This window comes from Longimicrobium sp. (genome assembly GCF_036387355.1).
Lineage (GTDB): Bacteria > Gemmatimonadota > Gemmatimonadetes > Longimicrobiales > Longimicrobiaceae > Longimicrobium.
Genome location: NZ_DASVTX010000436.1, coordinates 1 through 21,254 on the forward strand (window position 1 = coordinate 1; position 21,254 = coordinate 21,254).

Here is a 21,254-nt window from a genome sequence, read left to right on the forward strand (position 1 = left end):
GGCGTTCAGACATGGTCAGGTGGATGCGATGAACCGCCCCCGGAGAAGGGCCGGACTCCTGCTTGCGCTGTTCCTGGCATTCGCGCCGCCCGGAACGCTGATCGGCCTGGTCCTGGCGCTGGCGTATGTGGGGCGCCGCCACCCCGCCCTGGCCGCGCTCCCCCTCGCTGCCGCGGCGGGGTGGCTCGCGTGGCGCAGGTTGAGGCGGCGTGGCGGCTGAGGCCTGCCCTGTTCCGTTGCGCCGCCGAGGCCACGCCCCGGCCGCGTCGGCCTGTCCGGGAGCGGCGCGAGCCAGCGTCCGGCAACGCCGCCGCCACCCGTGCCGCCTGCTCCGGTGTTCCCACCCCCACGATGGCCCCGGCCCGGTGTGAACGCAGGCCTCGCGGCAGCTTCAGCGCTTCGGCTTCGTTGCTCCGGGGTCGCGGTGCGCCTCCGCTTTCGGGGCCGCCTGAACCTAACACCTCGGACGGGGAGACGCTCCCCAGTCGCCGTCCGCGCGCGCGATGCTGAACAGCACGTCCGTCGCGTGCTTCTGCACCTCGTTGGCGATGCTGGCGGGCGCGACCCGTCGCGGCGGCGTTCCGCGCGGGAGCCGAGGTCCTGGAGCCCGGCGCGACTCGTGGGATGATGGGGACGCGGGGCGGGGCAGGGTGGTCGCGGAACACATGATCAGCTCGGCGCGTCTCGGGCGCCAACCTGGGGGCGGTGGGTCCGGCGTCTTTCGCGGAAATCCGCCCTGGCCCGAGCCTGCGCCGTGATCCAGCTTCCCCCGGGGTGGACACGCGATTAAACTTTGTACAGGGAAGGCCGTCCCTCGGGACTGCGCGGGTTCCCCTCCATCCCGGGGCCGCCGCGATCCGCGACGTCCGTTCCCGAACCGCTTCTCTCGACCCCGCCGCGATCCGGCCGCGCTCGTATGCACCCGCGCCCTGCATCGTTCACCCCGCTCCGCACCCGAGGCCGCAGAATGCATCCCGACATCCGTACCCGCAACAACGTCCTCGTCGCTGGCCGCGGCACCCGGCCCATGGTGTTCGCGCACGGCTTCGGGTGCGACCAGAACATGTGGCGCGCCGTCACGCCGGCGTTCGAAGACGACTACCAGGTCGTGACGTTCGACTACGTGGGCTCCGGACGGTCCGACGTGGCGGCGTACAGCGCGGATCGGTACGGGTCGCTGAACGGGTACGCGCAGGACCTCCTGGACGTATGCCACGCGCTGGAGCTGCGCGACGTGATCCTGGTGGGGCATTCCGTCAGCAGCATGGTGGGGGTGCTGGCGTCCATCCGCGAGCCCGGACTCTTTTCGCGGCTGGTGATGGTGGCGCCCTCGCCCCGCTACATCAACGACGAGCCGGACTACGTGGGCGGCTTTGAGCGGCGCGACATCGAGGGGCTGATCGAGATGATGTCGCAGAACCACCACGGCTGGGCCAACTTTCTCGCGCCGGTGGTGATGCGCAACGAAGACCGGCCCGGGCTGGCGGAGGAACTGGAAGCCTCGTTCTGCGCGGCCGATCCGGAGATCACCCGGCGCTTCGCCGAAGTCACCTTCTACTCCGACAACCGCGCCGACCTCCCGCACGTCACGGTGCCGTCGCTCCTGCTGCAGTGCTCGGATGACCTGGTCGCTCCGGCGGAGGTGGGCGACTTTCTGCACCGCTCCCTGGCGGGGAGCACCCTGGTGCACCTGAAGGCCACGGGCCACTGCCCGCACATGAGCCACCCGGAAGAGACGGTCGCGGCGATCCGCGCGTACCTCGCCACGGTGCCGTGAGCCGTCCGCCGGACGACGCCACCCTGGATCTGGTCCCCTCCCCGTTCCTGCGCCTGGGGAGGGAAAGCGAGGTGCTGCACGCCAACGCCGCCCTGCTGGCGCTGGGCGGATGGCGGCGCGACGAGGTGGTGGGGCGTCCCGTGCACACGCTCTTTGCGCCCGGCGCGCGCATCTTTCTGCAGACGCACCTTCTCCCCCTGCTGCGCGGCGCGGGGAGCGCGGAAGAGGTGTTCCTCATCCTGCGCACGCGGTCGGGGGAAGACATGGACGTGCTGGCGCACGCGGTTCTGCGCGCGGACGGCACCATCGACTGTTCCCTCATGCGCGTGCGCGAGCGGCGCCGGTACGAGGACGACCTGCGCCGCGAGCGGCAGGTGGCGGAAGAAGCGCGCGGGGAGCTGGAGCTGCAGACCGAGGAGCTGCTGGAGGCGAACCGGCAGCTGGAAGAGCAGGCCGCCGAGATGGAGCGGCAGGCGGCGGAGATGGAAGAGATGGTGGAAGCGCTGCAGGAGAGCGACGAGGCGGCGCGCTCCAGCGAGGCGCGCTTTCGCGCGGCCATGGACGCCATGCCGGGCGGCATCGCCATCGTGAACGCGGCGGACGGGTCGCTGGTCATGTTCAACGACACGGCGTGCGCGCACCTGGGCTACACGCACGAGGAGTTTGCCGCGCTGCGCATCTTCGACTTTGACCTGGAGTGGAACGCGCGCGCGCAGCCCGAGCTTCGCCGCCTGCACAGCTCGCCCGACGGCGTGCAGTTCCGCTCGCGGCACCGCACGCGCGGGGGCCAGGTGCAGGACGTGCTGGTGTCGCTGCGCGCGCTGCACGACGGCCACATCTACGTGGTGTGGTTCGACATCACCAAGCAGGTGCGCGCCGAGTCCGAACGACAGTCGCTGGAAGAGCAGCTGCGGCAGGCGCAGAAGATGGAATCCGTGGGCCGGCTGGCGGGCGGCGTGGCCCACGACTTCAACAACCTGCTGATGGTGATTCAGGGGTACGCCGCGCTCCTGGCCAGGGGCCGGCTCGCCCCCGCCGAGCAGGCGCAGGTGGCCGAGATCCTGAAGGCCGCGGACCGTGCCTCTTCCCTCACGCGGCAGCTGCTGGCGTACGGGCGCAAGCAGGCGCTGCGCCCGGAAGTGCTGGACCTGGGGCAGACGGTGGCGCGGGCGGGCGGAATGCTGCGGCGCCTGGTGCGCGAGGACGTGGAGATCCGCTACGGCATCGGCTCGCCCCTCTGGCCCACCCGCGCGGACCCGCACCAGATCGGCCAGGTGCTCATGAACCTGGTCATCAACGCCAGCGACGCCATCCGCGGGCCGGGCGTGATCGAGGTTCGGGTGCGCAACGTGTCCGCCCCGCCGGAGGGGAGCGGGGCGCCGGCCGGCGGCGGACCCTGGGTGGCCATTGAGGTGCGCGACACGGGGTGCGGAATGGACGCCACGACGCTGGCGGTGGCCTTTGAGCCGTTCTTTACCACCAAGGGGCTGGGCGGGGGAACGGGGCTGGGATTGTCGGTGGTGCAGGGGATCGTGGAGCAGTCCAGCGGCCACATCTGGGCGGAGAGCGAGCCGGGGCGGGGAACCACGTTCACGGTGCTCCTCCCCGCGGTGGAGGGGGCGCTGGCGCTTCCGGCGGATGCCATGGCCGCGCACGTTCCCCCCAGCGCCGGCACCGTGCTGCTGGCGGAGGACGACGACGCGGTGCGGTCGCTGGTGGCGCTGGTGCTGCGCGACGGCGGCTACACGGTGCTGGAGGCGCGCGACGGGGAGGATGCGCTGCGCGTGGCCGCGTCACGGCAGGTGGACCTGCTGCTTACCGACGTGGTGATGCCGCGGCTGGGTGGCGTTCCCCTGGCGCACCAGCTTCGCCGCGAGCGTCCCGGCCTCCCGGTGGTGGTGATGAGCGGCTACGCGGGCGATGCGCTCAACATCGGAGAGGAGCTGCCGCCCGGCGCCACCTTCGTGGGCAAGCCGGTGAACCCCGACGCGCTCCTGCGCCACCTGAAAGACGTGATCGGCGGCTGATCCGAAGGGGTTCAGGAAGAGCGGCGCAGGTCTCCGCGAACGATGTCCACCAGCTCAGCGACGGCGATATCCGAAGCAGCGGCGGACTCATCGATCAAGCTCGCGCGCTACGCACCGGAAACCGAGTTGTCGATAGCCCTGCTCGTCGCGCAGTCGATGCTGGTCGGTAGCAGCCCGCGAGAGGCACTGGACGACACCACGCAGTGGGCGCAGACGCTAGGCGTAGCCCTGATGCGTAAGCTGGACGGCAGCCGCAGGAAAGGCCTGCGGCTGCCGCGGGGCTTGCCCAGTGGCCGTTTCGTTGGCGGCTCGCGACCCGCCGCGCCGCACCCGAATCTGCCGAAGTCGGCCAACCCCCCGCGCCGTGTTTGCTTGTTTGCAGCGTGAGGGCTGCGGCCGCAGCCCTCAGGCATAAGAGCTGATCGACGCAGCGGTGGTTACGTCGCTTGGCTAATGAGCACCTCTGCGATCTCCTTGGCGATCTCCTCGACCGTATGAGTAGCCGTGCTGCGAGCAACCTTATCTGCGATCGAAGGACTGTAAGCGAGAACTTCGCTCTTGGTCACTTCGTGCCAGATGGGAAGCATAACCTGTTCTCCCGTGACCGAGCGCGTCACGATGCCGTCCAGTTCGTAGTTCGTCCACCCCTTTCGCATGAAGGACTTAGACAGCACAACAAGCCCAACCCTGCTGTTGGCAAGCCCGAGGTCGATTTTGCGGCGCAAGCTGTCGCCGATGCGTAGCTCAAACTCGTCGTACCAGACAGACAGCCCCTCTCCAACCAGCGCATTCGCGAGATCACGGACTATGCTGCTTTTGTCCTCCGAAGCATGAGAGATGAACACGTCATACTTCCGAGTCACAGTAACCACACTCGGCACCGATTCCGTCTGAACCAAGCTTGGCACCGAGGCGAGTGGGGCCTCGCGAAATGCAGAAAAGCCCCCCTCTGTGCTCCGAGCAGAAGCACCACCACTGCCGGGTCCGAAGCGCGAGGTAGTCGGCGTGTAGTAGGAGGGAGAGTGGGATGACCGGTATCCGTAACCACTACCCCCGCATGCGGGGCAGTTCAACCGGCCGCTCGCAGTACGGTGGCCTTGAACTGGGGCTGTGCAACGTGCCATTGAAGGTCAGCGCAGGGTGCGGGTGAGTAGGATTGATATCGTTACCGAGTCGTGGTGCCAACTGTCTGTCACTGGCCGTGGTGATGCGGCAACGACACAAGGGTCAGCGGTGCGAGGGTGGCGGCCAAGCCTCTTTCCAGTTGAAAGTATGCAAGGCCCCGCATCCCCTTCAGCCGATTGTTGGGCCGCGTACCCCTACCGGGATCGGCCAAACCTATCCTGACCTACTTTGTCAGATACCAGATGAAGAGGCTAGAAAGTGCCCCTGTAGCGAAACCGATGAGGCTTCCTTCGATGATGCCGCGTGTGCGCCCCTTGGACGTCGCACGCGCGAGAAGGCGCGTGAAGGATTCCTCAGGGACGTTGAGCAACGATTCTGCAGTGCTACGATCTTGGTTAAGTTGCCGGACAGTCTCTTCCAACTGCTCGACTTCATGCTTTCGCTCCAGCGCCTCGGATTGCAGCCCCTCAACTGCTGCAACAGCTCCGAGCAGATCCTCACGTACCCGATTGAGACTGGCAATTCTCTCGTCAACGCTCGTTGTATTGAGCAGATCATCGAGAGATACCTCATAGCTTATGAATGGGAGCGATACCCGGAACCGCGCCTTCTTGAGTTGGTCCCGAAACTTGGCCATGAGTCATCGGAATTCAGAGTAAAGACGGCGGGTTATCGCTCACGCCGCATTGGGTTTGCCTCCCCGTCTACTTCTAGCGCGCGAGTGGCAATCCGGAGCCACTCCACGAATCTCGTCTTTGGCTGCAGCGATGCTTATCCAGCGGCCTAACTTGTTGTTCGATGGACCGAATGCCAGATATCATGCGGGCACTGCGATCGTAAGCTTCTTTCAGGCCCGATCGGTATTCCGCAAAACTCGCGCACAAAGCCGACTCACCGCAACCCAGATTACACGCCCCGGACCGGGCCGCAAGCGCCAATGTGTCGGTACGCGTTCGTCGCGCGGAGTTGCGCCGATGGGACCGGGCGCGCGCCGGATCGCAGCAGCCCCCGACGCGGTCAGGCGTCCAACGTGATGGTAATCCGCCCATCCACGGCGACGCCGCCGTCGGGGAAGGCGAGCCAGGGGTTCACGTCCAGCTCGCGGATGGCGGAGTGGTCGCCCACCAGCTGCGAGAGGCGCTGGATCACCTCTTCGATGGCACCCAGGTCCGACGCGGGCTCGCCGCGGATCCCTTCCAGCAGCTTGATCCCGCGGATCCCGCGCACCATCTCCGCCGCGTCCACGTCCGTCACCGGCTGCACGCTGAACACCACGTCGCGCAGCGCCTCCACGTAAATGCCGCCCAGCCCGAACATGAGCACCGGCCCGAACTGCGGGTCCTGCGTCATGCCGATGATGGTCTCCTTGCCGCCGCGCAGCATGCGCTGCACCAGCACGCCCTCCACCGCGGCGGCATCGATCCCCGCGCGCGCCGGCACCTCCGTGGTGAGCGTGTGGAACGCGGTGCGCAGCGCGTCCTCGTCCTCCACGCCCGCGATCACGCCGCCCACGTCGCTTTTGTGGATGATGCGCGGCGACAGCACCTTCATCACCACCGGCCAGCCGATGGCCTCCGCGGCGGCGGCCGCCTCCTCCGCCGTGCGCGCCACGCGGTACGGCGCCACGGGAATGCCGTACGCCTCCAGCACGCGCATCACCTCCATCTCCGTCAGCTTTGCGCGCCCGTCCGCCTTCGCGTGATCGAGGATGCCGGCCACCGCCTCGCGGTCCACGGCGAACTCCGCCACGCGCCCCACAGGGCGGTCCAGCCAGCGGCGGTAGCGGTACAGCGCCCCCAGCGACCGCGCGGCGGACTCCGGAAAGCGGTACGCGGGAATGCCCGCCGCGTTCAGCTCCGCCATCCCCTGCGGCAGCCCCTCGCGCCCCATCAGCACGGCCAGCACCGGCTTCTGCGAGCCGCTCGCGACGGAGACGATGGCTTCGGCCACGTCCTCCTGGCGGATTCCCAGCGGCGGAACGAAGGTCGCGATCACGGCATCCACGTTGGGATCCGCGAGCACCGCTTCCACCGCCATCCGGTAGCTGTGCGCGTTGGCGGAGGCGATCATGTCCACGGGATTGGCGAACGACGCCTCCTCCGGCAGGTTGGCCGCGAGGACCGTCCGCGTCTGCTCCGTCAGCTCCGTCACGTGCAGCCCGGCGGCCTCGCACGCATCGGCGATCAGAATGCCCGGGCCGCCCGCGTTGGTGACGATGGCCACGCGGTTGCCCGCCGGCACCGGCTGGTGCGAAAACGCCATCGCGAGGTCGAACATTTCTTCCACGGTGTCCATCCGCAGCACCCCGCACTGGCGCAGCAGCGCGTCCGTGGCGGCATCCGTACCGGCCAGCGCCCCCGTGTGCGACGACGCGGCGCGCGCCCCGGCGCCGGAGCGGCCGGACTTCACGGCCAGAATCGGCTTGCGGCGCGTGATCTCCCGGGCGAGCTGCGTAAAGCGGCGCGGATTGCCGAAGTTCTCCAGGTACATGAGGATCACGCCGGTACGCTCGTCATCCGCCCAGTACTGGATCAGGTCGTTGCCGCTCACGTCCGGCTTGTTGCCGACGGAGATGAACTGGCTGATGCCGATGCCGTACTCGGCCGCGTAGTCCAGAATGGTCACGCCCATCGCCCCGCTCTGGCTCATGAAGGCGACGGGGCCCGACGGCGGCATGGTAGGAGCGAACGTGGCGTTCATGGACCGGTCCGGCGCCGTGTTCAGCACGCCCATGCAGTTGGGCCCCACCAGGCGCATCCCGTAGCGCCGGACGATCTCCATCAGCGCGGTCTGCCGCTCCACGCCGGCGCCGCCGATCTCCGCGAACCCGGCGCTGATCACCACGAGCCCCTTCACGCCCTTGCGCCCGCACTCCTCCGCCGCGGCCAGCACGTGCTGCTTGGGGACCACGACGAGCGCCAGGTCCACCGGATCGGGGATCGCCTCCACGGACGGATACGCGCGGATGCTGTGCACCGCGTCCGCCGTGGGATTCACGGGATACACCGCGCCGCTGAAGCCGTGGCGCACCAGGTTTTCCAGGATCTGGTAGCCGATGGTGTTCGGCTTGCGGCTCGCGCCGATGACGGCGATGGAGCGCGGGCGGAAGATGGCGTCGAGCAAAGCGGGTGCGGGAGTGCGTGAGTGCTGGGTGCGTGAGTGCGGAACTGAAGTACGAGAGTACGAGAGTACGAGAGTGCGACGGGGCAATCTAGGCGGGCGGGGGGCGCCGCACCAAGGGACGTCCGGCGCCGTTCCGGGTAGAAGCACGCCGGCATCGCGCGATGCGACAGTTTCCAGTATCATTCCCGTGCCAATCGCAACCATGGAGACCCCCGCATGACCTTTCCCGCCGCGCGCATCGCGCCCCTTCTGCTGGCCCTCCTGCTCTGCGCCGTTGCCGCACCCCGCGCCGCCGCCGCGCAGCACGACCACGGCCGCGTGCGCGCGGAAGGGCACCACCCCGCGCCGCGGCCGGGCGTCACGGGCGCCAGCGTGATCACGGGCGACATCGTGCCCGAGCGGGCGCGCGAGGTGTACACCATCGCCGCGCGCATTCCGGGGGTGCTGGACGCGCTGTACTGCTACTGCGAGTGCCACGAGGTGCGCGGCCGCCGCTCCCTGCTGGAGTGCTTCAAGGACGAAATGGCCGCGCGCTGCGGCATCTGCGCGGGCCAGGCGCGCCTCGCCGACGAAATGACGCGCGACGGCAAGTCCATCGCGGAGATCCGCAAGGCCATCGACCGCCGCTTCGGCGACTGACCCACCGGCAGTTCCCGAATGACAAGCAGCCTCCGCCGCGACCATCGCGGCGGAGGCTGCTTCCGTTCCAGGCGGTGTGGGTCAGGCCGGCACTTCGATCGCCTCGCCCTCCGCGTCACCCCCCTTGGGGTACACGAGCGAGTACAGCGCCTGCTGCTGCGCCTGCTCGAACGGGTAGTTGTCGCTGTTCAGGCGCCACGCGGTGAACGCCGGGTAGCGGTAGTGCGCCACGTTGTCCTTGAACGCCTGCTGGGCCGTCTGGTAGCCCGATTCCCACTTGGCGCCGTACGCGAACAGCGCGGCCTTCACCCCCGCCGCGGTGAAGTCCGCCGGACGGGTGAAGCCGGAATACAGCTGCAGGTTCACGAAGTCCACGTTGGCGTTCACGGCCGCGGCGTCCAGGTTGCCCACCGAGGCCGGCGAGAGCGTCAGGTACAGCTTGCGGGACTGCTTGCGGAACTGCGTGCCGATGGCGTTGATGAGCAGCGAGAACTGCTGCTGCGTGGTGTCATCGCAGATCGGGGATTCCCAGTCGATGTCGAACCCGTCCAGCCCGTACGCCTGCAGGTACGCCACCAGGTTGGCCGCGAACTTGTCCGCGCTCGCCTGGTCGGGGGCGTTGGGATTCGGAAAGATGTTGGCCAGCAGCGAGCCGTCGCCCCAGTTGAGCGTCACGCCGATCTTGATGCCCGGCTTGCTGGCCCGCGCGTCGCGGATGATCCACTTCAGGTACTGCTCGTTGGTCAGGCCGCCCGGGTGGCTCACGCTGCCCGTGCTGATGGTGTACGACGAGCCGTCGCCCGCCGGAACCGTGGTGGGGCTGGTGGGCATCGTGGTGACGAAGCACAGGAACAGCATGTCCACGGACTGATAGACATGGTTCTTGATCAGCGTCTGGTAGCAGCTGTTGGACGACTGGTAGTTCGTGCCGGAGGGCTCGTCCTCGTTCAGGAAGATCCAGGCATTCACGCGGGGGGTGGTGGACGGCATGCGGGCTCCTGTGAATAAAAGCGGGGAAGGGGCGTACGCCCCGGAATGAAGTGTCCCGCCAGGGCGGCGGGATGCTCCTATTCTACTCGGGCACACCTCTCCGGGCAAGATTTCTGATACGAAATCATGCAGCAGTCCTGTCCATCACCGCCATGACTGCGGCAACAACGCTCCCATCAGGCCGCGTACCCGAAAGAAGAACAGGCGAGACTGCACACGGAGAGACCCCGCGACCACTTTGGTCGCGGGGCCTGCTTGCGTGGGGGAGCCGGGTATTGTATCTTTCCATCCGGATACACGGATGGAGAGTAGATGAGCATTGCGGCACCCGCGATCTTCGATCGCATGTCGGCACTGGCCGACACCACGCGCAGCCGGCTGCTCCTGGTATTGGAGCGGCACGAACTGACCGTGGGCGAGATGTGCCAGGTGCTGCAGCTGCCGCAGTCCACCGTGAGCCGCCACCTGAAGCTGTTGGCCGACGAGGGCTGGGTGAGCGCGCGGGCGGAAGGCACCAGCCGCCGCTACCGCATGCCGCTGGACCGGCTGGAGGGCGACGCGCGGCAGCTGTGGACGCTGGTCCGCCCGGGCGTGGCGGCGCTCTCCACGGCCGGGCAGGACGCGGAGCGGCTGCGCAGCGTGCTGGCGGAGCGGGCCACGCGGTCGCGCGAGTTCTTCAGCAGCGCCGCGGGGGAGTGGGACCGGCTGCGCGCCGACCTGTTCGGCCGCCGCGCCGACCTGGTGGGGCTCCTGGGCCTGCTGGACGAGCAGTGGACGGTGGGCGACCTGGGGTGCGGCACGGGGCAGGTGAGCCACACGCTGGCGCCCTTTGTGGCCCGCGTGGTGGCGGTGGACAGCTCGCCCGCCATGCTGGAGGCTGCCCGCGCGCGCCTGGCGCCGCTGGGCAACGTGGAGGTGCGCGCCGGCGAACTGGAAAGCCTGCCGGTGGAGGACGGCGCGCTGAACGCGGCGGTGGCCTTTCTGGTGCTGCACTACGTCGCCGAGCCGGCGGAGGCGCTGGCCGAGGCCGCGCGCGCCCTGGCCACCGGCGGACGGCTGCTGGTGATGGACATGATGCCGCACGACCGCGAGGAGTACCGGCAGGCCATGGGGCACCTGTGGCAGGGCTTTGGGGAGGCGCAGATGGCGGAGTGGATGGAGGCGGCGGGGCTGCACGGCTTCCGCTACGCGCCGCTCCCTCCGGACCCCAGCGCCCGCGGCCCGCGCCTGTTCGCCGCCAGCGCCCGCCGCCCCGCGTGAGCGCGACGACAAGCATCGCCGGAGAATACGCGGTTCATCGGCCTGAAAGGTCTCGGCGTTCATCGCCGGAAAAGACGCAGTTCATCAACCGAGAAGCAGTCCCGGAGCGGCGAACCCGCTCCGCACAATGACGCACGCTGACAGATGCTGATCCCGTAGTCCCTATTCCCTATTCCCTATTCCCTAGAGGTTTCCGACGTGAGCATCGCCGAAATGACCAGCCCGTTCATCGCCGCCCGCGACGCGGGCCGCGAGCCCTTCAAGGTGGCCGACATCTCCCTGGCCGAGTTCGGCCGCAAAGAGATCCGCCTGGCCGAGCACGAGATGCCGGGCCTGATGGCGCTTCGTGACGAGTACCGCGCGCAGCAGCCGCTGGCCGGCGCCAAGATCATGGGCTCGCTGCACATGACCGTGCAGACCGCCGTGCTCATCGAGACGCTGGTGGAGCTGGGCGCCGACGTGCGCTGGGTGAGCTGCAACATCTTCAGCACGCAGGACCACGCCGCGGCCGCCGTGGTGGTGGGCAAGGAAGGCACCGAGCAGGAGCCGGCCGGCGTGCCCGTGTTCGCGTGGAAGGGCGAGACGCTGGAGGAGTACTGGTGGTGCACCGAGCAGGCGCTGGTGTGGCCCGACGGCAGCGGCCCCAACCTGCTGCTGGACGACGGCGGCGACGCCACCCTCCTCGTGCACAAGGGCGTGGAGTACGAAAAGACGGGCGTGATCCCGGCCTTTGACCCGGCCAACGACCCCGAGGAGTGGGGCGTGATTCTGGACACGCTGCGCCGCACCATCGCCGCCGACCCGCAGGGGTGGACGCGCGTGGCCGCCGACATCCGCGGCGTGAGCGAGGAGACCACCACCGGCGTGCACCGCCTGTACGAGATGATGAACGCCGGCACGCTGCTGTTCCCGGCCATCAACGTCAACGACAGCGTCACCAAGAGCAAGTTCGACAACCTGTACGGCTGCCGCCACTCGCTCACCGACGGCATTCTGCGCGCGAGCGACGTGATGCTGGCGGGCAAGGTGGCCGTGGTCTGCGGCTACGGCGACGTGGGCAAGGGCTGCGCGCAGGCCTTCAAGGGCCAGGGCGCCCGCGTGATCGTGACCGAGATCGACCCCATCTGCGCGCTGCAGGCCGCGATGGAAGGGTACCAGGTCACCACGCTGGACGACGTGGTGGAGACGGCCGACATCTTCATCACGGCGACGGGGAACAAGGACATCATCACCGTCGACGACATGGCCCGCATGAAGGACAAGGCCATCGTGGGCAACATCGGCCACTTCGACAACGAGATCGACATGGCCGGGCTCAAGAAGGCCGGCATCGAGCGGATCAACATCAAGCCGCAGTACGACGAGTTCGTGTTCCCCGACGGGCACAGCGTGATGCTGCTGGCCGAGGGCCGCCTGCTGAACCTGGGCTGCGCCACGGGCCACCCGTCGTTCGTGATGTCGGCGTCGTTCACCAACCAGGTGATGGCGCAGATCGAGCTGCACACGAACAACGCGGCGTACGAAAAGAAGGTGTACGTGCTGCCCAAGAAGCTGGACGAAAAGGTGGCGCGCCTGCACCTGGACAAGCTGGGCGTCAAGCTCACGCCGCTGTCGCAGAAGCAGGCCGACTACATCGGCGTGCCGGTGGAAGGGCCGTACAAGCCGGAGCACTACCGCTACTAAGGGCGGGTCTTCCGTAGGATTTTCTGCGGGAAGCGAAGGATGATGGACAACGGAGGGGCACGACCGGAGATGATCCGGGCGTGCCCCTCCGCTGCGCTCCGGGTCGAGCTTCGCGCGCCGTAAGGCACGATACGACTGTGCCTAACGGCGCCGAGCCCCCTCCGTTCCGGGGCAACGGTACTGCTGTTGCCCCTGCACTCCGGCGTCTCGGCCCTGCGGGCGCGAATCCCTCACGCGGCACTGCAGTGCCGTGGGTGCCGCGGCGGGGCGGGGGAGCAATCCCTCGTCTCGCCGTTGGTTTCTCCGCCGAGTGGCGCCGGAAGGACAATCCGCGTGTGCTTTCGCCTCCGCCGCGGTGCATTTGACGGGGGGCACTGAGCGACGTACACTCCGCTCCCGTCATTTATCGATCCCTTCATCTCCCATCCTCATGCGCACTCTCTCCATTCTGTCCACCACGGCGGCGGCGCTGGCCATCTTGTACGGTGCCGTCATGCTCATCACGCCGTCCGCCGGGGCGCAGGGGCGGTTCGTGGCCGCGTATCCGGTGCCCGCGGATTCAGTGTTCCTGGGTGCGCAACAGTCCTACATGCGGCAGCGCACGCTGGAGGGCCTGGCGGCGCAGATGAACGGCCTGTTCCTGTTGCCCCGCGACATCACGCTGGAACTGGCCGAATGCGGAAAGGCCAAGGCGCTCTATCCCGCGGAGCCGCCCGTGGTGCGGCTGTGCTACGAGCTGCTGACGGTGCTGGCGGATGAGCTCCTGAACCCCAAAGACCCCGAAGGTCTGGAGATGAACGAGGCGTTCTTCTATCTCTGGCTTCACGGAATCGGTCACGCGCTCATCCGGGAGCTGCGGCTTCCCGTGGACATGCCGCCGGAAGAAGCCGCCGACCAGTTCGTGGTCTGGGCGGTGGGGAGCGCGCGGCCGGGCGACGTGGCGGGCGCGCTGCCGGGCGTCACTTGGGTGCACTCGCTGATCCCGTCGTGGGACGCGCCGGACTCCCTGGACCCGGACCCCACCGCGGAGCGCTTTCAGAAGACCATCTGCCTGCTGTATGGAGCGCACCCCCGGAACTGGGGATACGTCGCGGACCGGGGTCACCTGGGCGCACGCAGCCCCGCGGAGTGCGTCGGCGAGTCGCGGCGGGTCAGGGCGCGCTGGGCGGAGATGCTCGCCCCGCACCTCCGCCGATGACGGGAGAGCACGCTGCCGCTGTTCGTCACCCCGCGTCCCTCCGTCATCCCCGCGTGGGCGCAGTTGCGGTAGAACCGTCCCCAACGCGAAAGGCCGCCGATTGTCATGAGATGGGCGGCCTCTGCATGTCGATCAACCTGACGAGCCTTCGGAGCGGGCGCGCACTTCTTCGGAGGTCAGCCCGTACAGCGGCGGGGTGGCGACGCCGCGCAGGGCGAGCATCAGGTACAGCTGGCCGCGGTGGTGCGCCTCGTGTTCCACGTGGGCGCGCAGCCACTTCCACGCCGCCATGCGCGCCCCCGCCGGCGTGGCCACCCTGCGCTGCAGCGCGTCCGCATCCAGCGCGGCGAAGATCGCGCGCGACTCCTCGTGCAGGCGGTCGTAGTACTCGATGACGGCGGGAAAGCCGCTCGCCAGCTCCGGGCCGTGGCCGGCGTAGCGGCTGGGGCGGCCCCGCACGTTCTCGGCGAACATCCACCGCTCCAGCCCGGCCAGGTGGCGCACCAGGCCGCCGAAGGTGAACCATCCCGGCGCGGGCGACCACTCCACGTCGTCCGGCGGAATCAGAACGACCACCCGACGCGTCCGCTGGTGCACGCGCTCCAGGTGGTCGAGCAGCACCGCGGTGGAATCCGTATCCATCCCACAATCTCCGTCCGGGGGAATCGCGCGCCGGGCTCCGGCCGCACGATCCACGATCGGCCACACCTGGGTTGACTGTCAAATCAACGTGTCGTGCCGAGAAACCCTGCTGCCGGCCACTCCGTCCCGTGATTTCCTTCCCATCGACCGCCGCACGGGTTTCCGCTGCGCAGGACTACGGCGCGGAGCCGAGTGATCTACTTGCCGCCGAGCCAACGTCGCGTGCACGCCCGTTCTCACGGGCATGACAGAGCCTTCGTCGGCGCCGGGATTCGGAAAGATTCTCCGGCGCCTCCTCAGGATGACAAGCATCTGCCCTGTCAGTATTTAGGAGCGTCAGCGGCTCTCTGTCCGCCCCTCACCCCGGAGCACGAGCGTCATCCTGAAGGACGCGCCGCGCGTGCCTTCGGCGTGCTGGAACCCTGGCGCCGACGGAAGGATCCCGCCACGGACTGCGCCCATGAACGAGTGACTGCGTGACGCGCGGCGCACTGTTGGACGCGGCGAGGAGTATCGGGCACGCCACGCAGCCATTGTGCACCCGATGGTCCCGGCGGGATCCTTCGACTTCGCGCGATGAATCGGAGCGGCTGACGGTCCGGCGCAGCGCTCCGCTCAGGATGACGCCCAAATTCCGAGGCGGTACGCGAGCAGCGTATCGCAACACGCGCTGAGCGGAGCGCCGCATGGGGTTCCGCTACGCAGGACCGTGGCGCGGATGCTTGCCGCCGATCCGAGGCGTGGTCGCGGCAGTCTCCGGGCACCACGTCTTCCGCCGGATCCCACGAACGCGCAAAGGCCGCCGGTTCCAAGGAAACCGGCGGCCTTTCGCGATCGCCAAAGCGCTCCGTCAGGGCGGGGAGGCGTGGCGGTCCAGGGTGGCGCGCACCATCTCCAGCAGCGCCCAGGGAGTGAACGGCTTCTGCAGAAAGAGCGCTTCCGACTTCAGCACGCCGCGGCGCAGCACCTCGTCGTCCGTGTATCCGCTCATGAAGATCACGGGCACGCCCGACAGCACCTGCTCCAACTGCGTCGCCGCCGCGTGGCCGCTCAGGTTGGGCATCACCACGTCCATCAGCACCAGCGCAATGCGGTCGCGGTGCCGCTCCGCCATCTCAATGGCCTCCATGCCGTCCCGGCACTCCACCACCGTGTAGCCGAACCGGGTGAGCGCGCGGCGCGCCACCATCCGCACGGCGTCCTCGTCTTCCACCAGCAGAATCGTCTCGCTCCCGCGGGACACCTGGCGCTCCGCCACGGGGCGCACGGGCTCTGCGGCGGCGACCGTGGGGAGGTAGATCTTGAAGACGCTCCCCACCCCCACCTCGCTGTGCACCCACACGTAGCCGCCGCTCTGCCGCACGATGCCGTACACCGTCGACAGGCCCAGCCCCGTGCCGCGCCCCACCTCCTTGGTGGTAAAGAACGGCTCGAAGACGCGGCTCACCACGTCCGGCGGCATGCCGGTCCCGGTATCGCTCACGGCCAGCATGGCGTAGCGCCCCGTGGGAATGCGCGACCCGTCCCACGCGCGCTGCGATCCGTCGAACTCCACCTCCGCCGTCTCGAAGGAGATGCGCCCCCCGGCGGAGATGGCGTCGCGCGCGTTCACGGCCAGGTTCATCAGCACCTGCTCCAGCTGGCCCGGGTCCGCCTCCACGTTCCCCACCGGGCCCGTGGACTGAAAGTGCAGGTCCACGTCCTCGCCCAGCAGGCGCTTGAGCATGGGGAACAGCCCCGACACCAGCGCGCTCACGTCCAGGCTCTGCGGCCGCAGAATCTGCCGCCGGCTGAAGGCCAGCAGCTGCCGCGTGAGCCCCGCCGCGCGCTCGGCGGCTTCGGCGATCTGCCCCAGGTCCTGCCGCCGCGGATCGTCCGCGTCGGTGTCGGCCAGCAGCAGGCTCACGTTGCCGCCAATGACGGTGAGCACGTTGTTGAAGTCATGCGCCACGCCGCCGGCCAGCATTCCCACCGCCTCCATCTTCTGCGACTGGCGAAGCTGCTCTTCCAGGCTGCGCTGCTCCGTGAGGTCCGCCGACACGCCCACCACGCCGATGGTGCGCCCCGACGAATCCAGCACCGGCGAGCGCGTGCTGATGACCGTCAGGCGCCGGCCGTCGCGCCGGGTGACGGTCATTTCGCCGGTCCAGCTTTCTCCCCGCGCGTGCGCGGCGCGGGCTTCGGCGTCCTCGCGGTCCGTTTCCCCCGCAAAGATCTCGCGCCGGGTGAGCCCCAGCACCTCTTCCGCGCGCCAGCCGTACAGCTGCTCGGCGTAGGGATTCCACGAGGTGATGGCGTCGTCCAGGTCCGTGGCGATCACCGCCTGCTGCACCGTGTCCAGCAGCAGCGCCTGCAGGCGCACGGCGTCCTCCACCCGGTCGCGCTCGCTCAGGTCCAGCATGGAGCCCACCATGCGCACCGCGCGGCCGTCTTCGTCGCGCAGCAGGTAGGCGCGGTCCAGAATGCGGACGTACCCGCCGTCCGCGCGCTGAAAGCGGTACTCGTCGGACCAGGTGAGGTCGCGGCCCAGCAGCACGTCTTCCAGCCGCCCCAGGACGCGGTCCCGGTCGTCGGGGTGAATGTGCGCCTCCCACCACTCCATCGTCGCCGTTTCCGGCCCGCCCTCGTGGTGCAGCACGGCGGTGAGCGCCTCGTTCCACTTGAGCGTGCCGCGCTCGATGTCCCAGTCCCACAGCACGTCGTTGGTGGCGCGGAACAGCAGGCGGTACCGTTCCTCGCTGGCCTGCAGCGCGTGCGCGGCGGCCACCTCCTCCGTGACGTCGGAGGCGATCACCACGCCGGCGATGATGTCGCCGCGCGCGTCGGCCACGGGCGCCGCGCTCAACCGCACGATGCCGCGCCGCCCGTCCGGGCGCACGATCTCGTACGCCTCGTCCACCACCGGCCTGCCCGTGCGGAGGGCGCGGGCCAGCGGCCACTCCTCCGCGCGCACCCGCCGGCCGTCGGGGTGGTAGCCCTCCCACTCGCCGTAGTCCGCCGACGAGCGCGACGACATGAAGCCGTGCCGCCAGATTTCATCGACCTTCTTGTTCCCCAGGATCAGCCGTCCCGACGGCGCCTCGGCAATGATGACGCCCACGGGAAGCTGCTGCACCACCGCGTTCAGCAGGCTGCGCTCCTCCGCAAGCCGCTCGGTGAAGAGCGCGGCTTCCTGCTCGCGCTGCCGCCGCTCGGTGACGTCGCGAAAGTAGACCGCCACGCCCCCGTCGCTGGGGTACACGTGCAGGTCGAACCACGCGTCGAACGGGGGATAGTAGCTTTCCACCTGGCGCGCCCGCCCCGACTCGGCAACCTCCCGGTACACCCGCTCGAAGTCCGTTCCGGGCAGCCCGGGGAAGGTGTCCCACAGGTTGCGCCCCAGCAGTTCCGCGCGGCTGCGCCGAAGCAGCGGCTCCGCCTGGGGGTTCACGTAGCGGATGATCCAGTCGGCATCCACCGTAAAGAAAGCGTCCGTGACGCTTTCCAGAATGCGCACCGCGCGGTCGCGCTCCGCCTCGGCCTCTTCGCGGGCCACGTGCTCGGCGGTGGCGTCTTCGTGGGCCACCACCGCGTACCGGTGCTCCGCCGCCAGCAGCGGGGTGACGCGCATCTGGAACCACAGCTGCCGGGTGGGGGTGGCGCAGGGGTACTCCAGGCTGAAGAAGTCCGCATCGCCCGCCAGCACCGCGCGAATGCCCTCCGCCGCGCCGCTCTCGTCGCCCCGGGTGGCGCCGCAGATCTCCAGGTAGTTCTGCCCCAGCCCGCTGGAGGTCGCGCCGTTGGCCTCGCCGAAGCGCCGCCACGCCTCGTTGACCGCCACGATGTTCCCCTGCGCGTCTACCACGGCCAGGTGGGCGGACAGCGCGTCGATGGCGGCCTGCAGAAAGGCGCGCGACTCCCGCACCTCCTCCGCCGCGCGCCACCGCACCGTGGTTTCGCGGGCAATGGCCAGCACGGAGTCCAGCGCGCCGTCCGGGCGGAACTCCGGGTGCAGGCGGCAGGCGTAGGCGCGCGCCTCGCCGTCGCCGCCGTGCAGCACGATCTCCTCTTCCGCCGGCCGCCGCTCGCGCCCCACCCGGAACACCGCGTCTTCCCACGCGTCCATGCCGCCCCACGCGGCGCCCGCCTCGCGCAGCGTGCGCCCGTGCAGCCGCTCGCCGGGGGCGCCCAGCAGCGCCTGCATGGCGGGGTTGGCGTAGTGGATGCGGCCGTCGGGGCCAAAGCGGGCGATGGGGTCCGGCGAGTGCTCCACCAGGGCGCGGAACTCCTGCTCCTGGCGCAGCAGGGCCTCGTGGGCGCCGGGGAGCAGAAACGCGCTGGACGCGCCGGCGGGGACCAGCGCGTCCAGTTCGCCCCCGGACAGCTCCTCGATTTCCGCCTGCAGCGCGGCGAAGCGGCGGACCAGCTCCTCCAGGCGGCTGCCCCGGTCGTCAGGTGCGGGCGTGCGATCGGTCATGCGGCAGCAGCGTGGCGAGGACGCGCGCGGTGTCGGACAGGTTGCCCAGCACGCGAACGTGGGGATGGTCCACCAGCAGCAGGGTGGGGGTGACCAGAATGCGGTCCTGCACGGCGCGAAGCCCCTCCGTAATCACGTCCACCACCTCGATCTCGCAGGGGCCGGTGAGGTGCTCCTCGCAGATGGCGTTCAGGTTGCGGATGGCGGAAAGCGAGTTGGGCGCGTTTCCGCTCACGTACAGCCGCAGGCGCAGCGGGGCGCCGCCCGGCTCGCGCCCGAAAGGGGCCACCGTCATGGCTGGTCCGCCTGGCCGGGCTCGCGCGCCGGCTCGGCGCCGCGGCGGCGCAGGATGCCGCTCACCACCGCTTCGCGCTCGTCCAGCGCCCGCTGCACCTTGGCCCCGGCAGCCTCGCGCTGGACCTCCAGCGCCGCCAGTTCGCGCTGCATGGCCGCCATCCGCCCGCGCAGCTCGGCCTCCGCGCGCTCCAGGTCGCGGCGGCGCTCCTCGGCCCCCGCGGCGGCGTCCGCGGCCAGCCGGCGCTCCTCCTCCTCCTTCTCATACCGCGCGGTGCCCATCAGCACGTCGCCGCCGGCGCTGTACACGTCCGCGAGCGTGATGCCGTGGCGGGTAAGGATCATCTCGCGCACCTGGTTGCTGTGCGCCATGCCGCGCGACTTCACCACGGTCAGCGCGCGGTTGCGCTCCCCGCCGCGCACGTGGTAGGAGAGGTGAAACCAGGTGTCGGCGATGGTGCTCACCTGCAGCGACGACTGCTCGCTCAGGGGATCGCTCCCCTCCTGCAGGCTGGTGCACAGGACGGTGATCCCCTGCGACTTGGCGAAGTCCAGCAGGCGCAGCGAGCCGTCCACCGCCGCCACCTCGCCGCCGGACTTGGCCAGCGCGCTCAGCGGGTCCACCACCAGCGCCCGGGGCCGGAACGCGAGCAGCCGCTTCTTGATCTCGATCAGGTGCTCCTCCACCCCGCGCGCCTCGCTGCGCAGCGACCAGATGTCCAGCAGACCTTCCTGCACCCAGCGGCCCAGCCCCAGCCCCACCGACGACAGGTTGCGGACGATCTGGTCCGCCGGCTCGTCGAACGAAAGGAAGAGGACGCGCTCGCCCCGCGCGCACGACGCGTCGGCGAAGCTGCCGGAAAGCGTGGTCTTGGCCACGCCCGGCGCGCCGGTGAGGAGGATGCTGCTGCCGCGGAAGTATCCGCCGTCCAGCATGTCGTCCAGCTCCGCCACGCCGGTGGAGATGCGCTCGCTGCTGACGGGATGCGTGAGGTCCGCGCGGCCGTAGGTGGCCACCTCCATCCCCTCGCCGGTGATGACGACGGGGAACTCGTTTTCCGAAAATCCCGATCCGCGGTACTTCACCACGCGGATGCCGCGCACGCTCACCCGCTCCCGCAGCGCGTGCTGCAGCAGGATCACGCAGTCCGCCATGAAGGGAAGGTAGCCGTATTGCGGGGAGGCCAGCGGGTCCGGCCCTTCGGCCTTGGCGGTCAGAATGCAGGTGAGGTCACGCGCGGCCAGCCACTCGAACAGGCGGAACAGCTCGCGGCGGGCGGCGCCGGGGCCTTCCAGCAGGGCCAGCAGCACGTCGATGCCGTCAAACACCACGCGCCGCGCGCCCAGCGTTTCCACCTGCTGCGCCACCTGCGCCAGCACCCCGCCCAGGTCAAAGTCGCCCGACATGGGGTCCGTGGGCGACACGTACGCGTCCACGAACAGCAGCCGCTCCTGCTCCAACTCGTCCAGCTTCCACCCGAACGAATCCGCGTTCTCGCGAATGCGGCGGGTGTCTTCTTCAAAGGCGACAAAGATGCCGGGCTCTCCGCGCGCCGCGGCGTTCACCAGCGTCTGCAGCGAAAACACGGTCTTGCCCGCGCCGGCGCTGCCCAGCACTACGGTGATGCGGCTGTGCGGAAGCCCGCCGCCGGTGAGTTCGTCAAAGCCGCTGATGCCGGTGGGGCTCTTGCGCGGGGTGTGGCCTGAATGGGTCATGAGGGGCTGGACGGGGTGGGGCGAGGGCCCGGCGCGTGGAGGGTGCGCCGGTTCGATCAGCGAGTCCGGCGGGATCGAGAGACCAATATAGTGCAGGGCGGCCGGATTGCACACAGTCCCTAGTAGATCAAAGTTCGTGCAAGCCATGAACATGCGTGAATTCCGCCCGGCGTTCCGCGGCGTTTCGGGGATGGTGGGCACGGGGGCGGAGGACAACGGGGCGGAGCGGGGGACGGGTGGCGCGGATGGGCGCGAGCCGCTAAATTTCAGCGTGCCCCAGAACCGGACTCGGTTCCGCGGGTACCAGTACCGTTCCCAATCGCC

At 69.3% G+C, this 21,254-nt stretch carries 15 protein-coding genes and 1 pseudogene; 8 read left to right on the forward strand and 8 right to left on the reverse strand.

What is annotated here, in order from left to right:
• The 4 genes from VF665_RS18985 to VF665_RS19000 form a co-directional block, all read left to right on the forward strand.
• The coding region (locus VF665_RS18985; protein ID WP_331055031.1) for a hypothetical protein at positions 1 to 220 on the forward strand (220 nt) is incomplete at its 5' end.
• A 747-nt stretch (positions 221 to 967) separates the two neighbouring features.
• Positions 968 to 1,777 carry an alpha/beta hydrolase gene (locus VF665_RS18990; RefSeq protein ID WP_331055032.1) on the forward strand — a complete coding sequence of 270 codons (810 nt, stop codon included), beginning with the start codon at positions 968 to 970 and terminating at the stop codon, positions 1,775 to 1,777.
• Positions 1,774 to 3,804: an ATP-binding protein gene (locus tag VF665_RS18995; RefSeq protein ID WP_331055033.1), complete on the forward strand. Its 2,031-nt coding sequence runs from the start codon at positions 1,774 to 1,776 to the stop codon at positions 3,802 to 3,804. Before VF665_RS18990 ends, VF665_RS18995 begins: the two co-directional genes overlap by 4 nt.
• Positions 3,805 to 3,846: 42 nt before the next feature.
• Positions 3,847 to 4,191: a hypothetical protein gene (locus VF665_RS19000; RefSeq protein ID WP_331055034.1), complete on the forward strand. Its 345-nt coding sequence runs from the start codon at positions 3,847 to 3,849 to the stop codon at positions 4,189 to 4,191.
• 50 nt (positions 4,192 to 4,241) lie between these two features.
• Here VF665_RS19000 and VF665_RS19005 read toward each other — a convergent pair.
• The 3 genes and pseudogenes from VF665_RS19005 to acs all read right to left on the reverse strand — a co-directional run.
• Positions 4,242 to 4,784: pseudogene (locus tag VF665_RS19005) on the reverse strand (toll/interleukin-1 receptor domain-containing protein); the annotation flags it as partial.
• Between the two features lie 368 nt (positions 4,785 to 5,152).
• A complete protein-coding gene (locus VF665_RS19010; protein WP_331055036.1) occupies positions 5,153 to 5,566 on the reverse strand; it encodes a hypothetical protein in 414 nt (137 codons plus the stop codon).
• Positions 5,567 to 5,946: 380 nt separating this feature from the next.
• Positions 5,947 to 8,052 (reverse strand): acetate--CoA ligase alpha subunit, encoded by a 2,106-nt coding sequence (gene acs, locus VF665_RS19015; protein ID WP_331055037.1) that lies wholly within the window; start codon positions 8,050 to 8,052, stop codon positions 5,947 to 5,949.
• 216 nt (positions 8,053 to 8,268) lie between these two features.
• On the opposite strand from acs, the gene VF665_RS19020 reads away from it, so the two are divergent.
• Complete coding sequence (locus tag VF665_RS19020) at positions 8,269 to 8,691, forward strand: CYCXC family (seleno)protein (RefSeq protein ID WP_331055038.1); 423 nt, start codon at positions 8,269 to 8,271, stop codon at positions 8,689 to 8,691.
• Between the two features lie 81 nt (positions 8,692 to 8,772).
• Here VF665_RS19020 and VF665_RS19025 read toward each other — a convergent pair whose 3' ends face one another.
• On the reverse strand, positions 8,773 to 9,681 hold the full coding sequence (locus tag VF665_RS19025; RefSeq protein ID WP_331055039.1) for a glycoside hydrolase family 18 protein: 909 nt from the start codon (positions 9,679 to 9,681) through the stop codon (positions 8,773 to 8,775).
• Between the two features lie 312 nt (positions 9,682 to 9,993).
• Between VF665_RS19025 and VF665_RS19030 the strand changes: the two genes are divergently transcribed.
• From VF665_RS19030 to VF665_RS19040, 3 genes are all read left to right on the forward strand, one after another.
• The gene (locus VF665_RS19030) at positions 9,994 to 10,941 is read left to right on the forward strand and encodes a metalloregulator ArsR/SmtB family transcription factor (protein ID WP_331055040.1); all 948 of its coding nucleotides are present in this window, start codon (positions 9,994 to 9,996) and stop codon (positions 10,939 to 10,941) included.
• 213 nt (positions 10,942 to 11,154) lie between these two features.
• The gene (gene ahcY, locus VF665_RS19035; RefSeq protein WP_349263155.1) at positions 11,155 to 12,624 is read left to right on the forward strand and encodes an adenosylhomocysteinase; all 1,470 of its coding nucleotides are present in this window, start codon (positions 11,155 to 11,157) and stop codon (positions 12,622 to 12,624) included.
• 430 nt (positions 12,625 to 13,054) lie between these two features.
• Positions 13,055 to 13,822: a DUF4344 domain-containing metallopeptidase gene (locus VF665_RS19040; protein WP_331055042.1), complete on the forward strand. Its 768-nt coding sequence runs from the start codon at positions 13,055 to 13,057 to the stop codon at positions 13,820 to 13,822.
• A gap of 132 nt (positions 13,823 to 13,954) precedes the next feature.
• Here the strand turns inward: VF665_RS19040 and VF665_RS19045 are convergent, their stop codons facing one another.
• From VF665_RS19045 to kaiC, 4 genes are all read right to left on the reverse strand, one after another.
• Positions 13,955 to 14,464: a DinB family protein gene (locus VF665_RS19045; RefSeq protein WP_331055043.1), complete on the reverse strand. Its 510-nt coding sequence runs from the start codon at positions 14,462 to 14,464 to the stop codon at positions 13,955 to 13,957.
• An 850-nt stretch (positions 14,465 to 15,314) separates the two neighbouring features.
• Positions 15,315 to 18,920, reverse strand: a complete 3,606-nt coding sequence (locus VF665_RS19050) for a PAS domain S-box protein (protein ID WP_331055044.1) — start codon at positions 18,918 to 18,920, stop codon at positions 15,315 to 15,317.
• Positions 18,895 to 19,215, reverse strand: a complete 321-nt coding sequence (locus tag VF665_RS19055) for a circadian clock KaiB family protein (protein ID WP_331055045.1) — start codon at positions 19,213 to 19,215, stop codon at positions 18,895 to 18,897. Before VF665_RS19055 ends, VF665_RS19050 begins: the two co-directional genes overlap by 26 nt.
• Positions 19,212 to 20,930, reverse strand: a complete 1,719-nt coding sequence (gene kaiC / locus VF665_RS19060) for a circadian clock protein KaiC (RefSeq protein WP_331055046.1) — start codon at positions 20,928 to 20,930, stop codon at positions 19,212 to 19,214. Before kaiC ends, VF665_RS19055 begins: the two co-directional genes overlap by 4 nt.
• Positions 20,931 to 21,254 lie beyond the last annotated feature (324 nt).

Coding starts and splice junctions, on each gene's coding strand:
- VF665_RS19040 (WP_331055042.1), top strand. CDS start 13,055: ATGCGCACTCTCTCCATTCTGTCCACCACGGCGGCGGCGCTGGCCATC.
- VF665_RS18990 (WP_331055032.1), top strand. CDS start 968: ATGCATCCCGACATCCGTACCCGCAACAACGTCCTCGTCGCTGGCCGC.
- VF665_RS19025 (WP_331055039.1), bottom strand. CDS start 9,681: ATGCCGTCCACCACCCCCCGCGTGAATGCCTGGATCTTCCTGAACGAG.
- VF665_RS19010 (WP_331055036.1), bottom strand. CDS start 5,566: ATGGCCAAGTTTCGGGACCAACTCAAGAAGGCGCGGTTCCGGGTATCG.
- VF665_RS19045 (WP_331055043.1), bottom strand. CDS start 14,464: ATGGATACGGATTCCACCGCGGTGCTGCTCGACCACCTGGAGCGCGTG.
- VF665_RS19030 (WP_331055040.1), top strand. CDS start 9,994: ATGAGCATTGCGGCACCCGCGATCTTCGATCGCATGTCGGCACTGGCC.
- VF665_RS19000 (WP_331055034.1), top strand. CDS start 3,847: ATGTCCACCAGCTCAGCGACGGCGATATCCGAAGCAGCGGCGGACTCA.
- kaiC (WP_331055046.1), bottom strand. CDS start 20,930: ATGACCCATTCAGGCCACACCCCGCGCAAGAGCCCCACCGGCATCAGC.
- VF665_RS19055 (WP_331055045.1), bottom strand. CDS start 19,215: ATGACGGTGGCCCCTTTCGGGCGCGAGCCGGGCGGCGCCCCGCTGCGC.
- VF665_RS19020 (WP_331055038.1), top strand. CDS start 8,269: ATGACCTTTCCCGCCGCGCGCATCGCGCCCCTTCTGCTGGCCCTCCTG.
- ahcY (WP_349263155.1), top strand. CDS start 11,155: ATGACCAGCCCGTTCATCGCCGCCCGCGACGCGGGCCGCGAGCCCTTC.
- VF665_RS19050 (WP_331055044.1), bottom strand. CDS start 18,920: ATGACCGATCGCACGCCCGCACCTGACGACCGGGGCAGCCGCCTGGAG.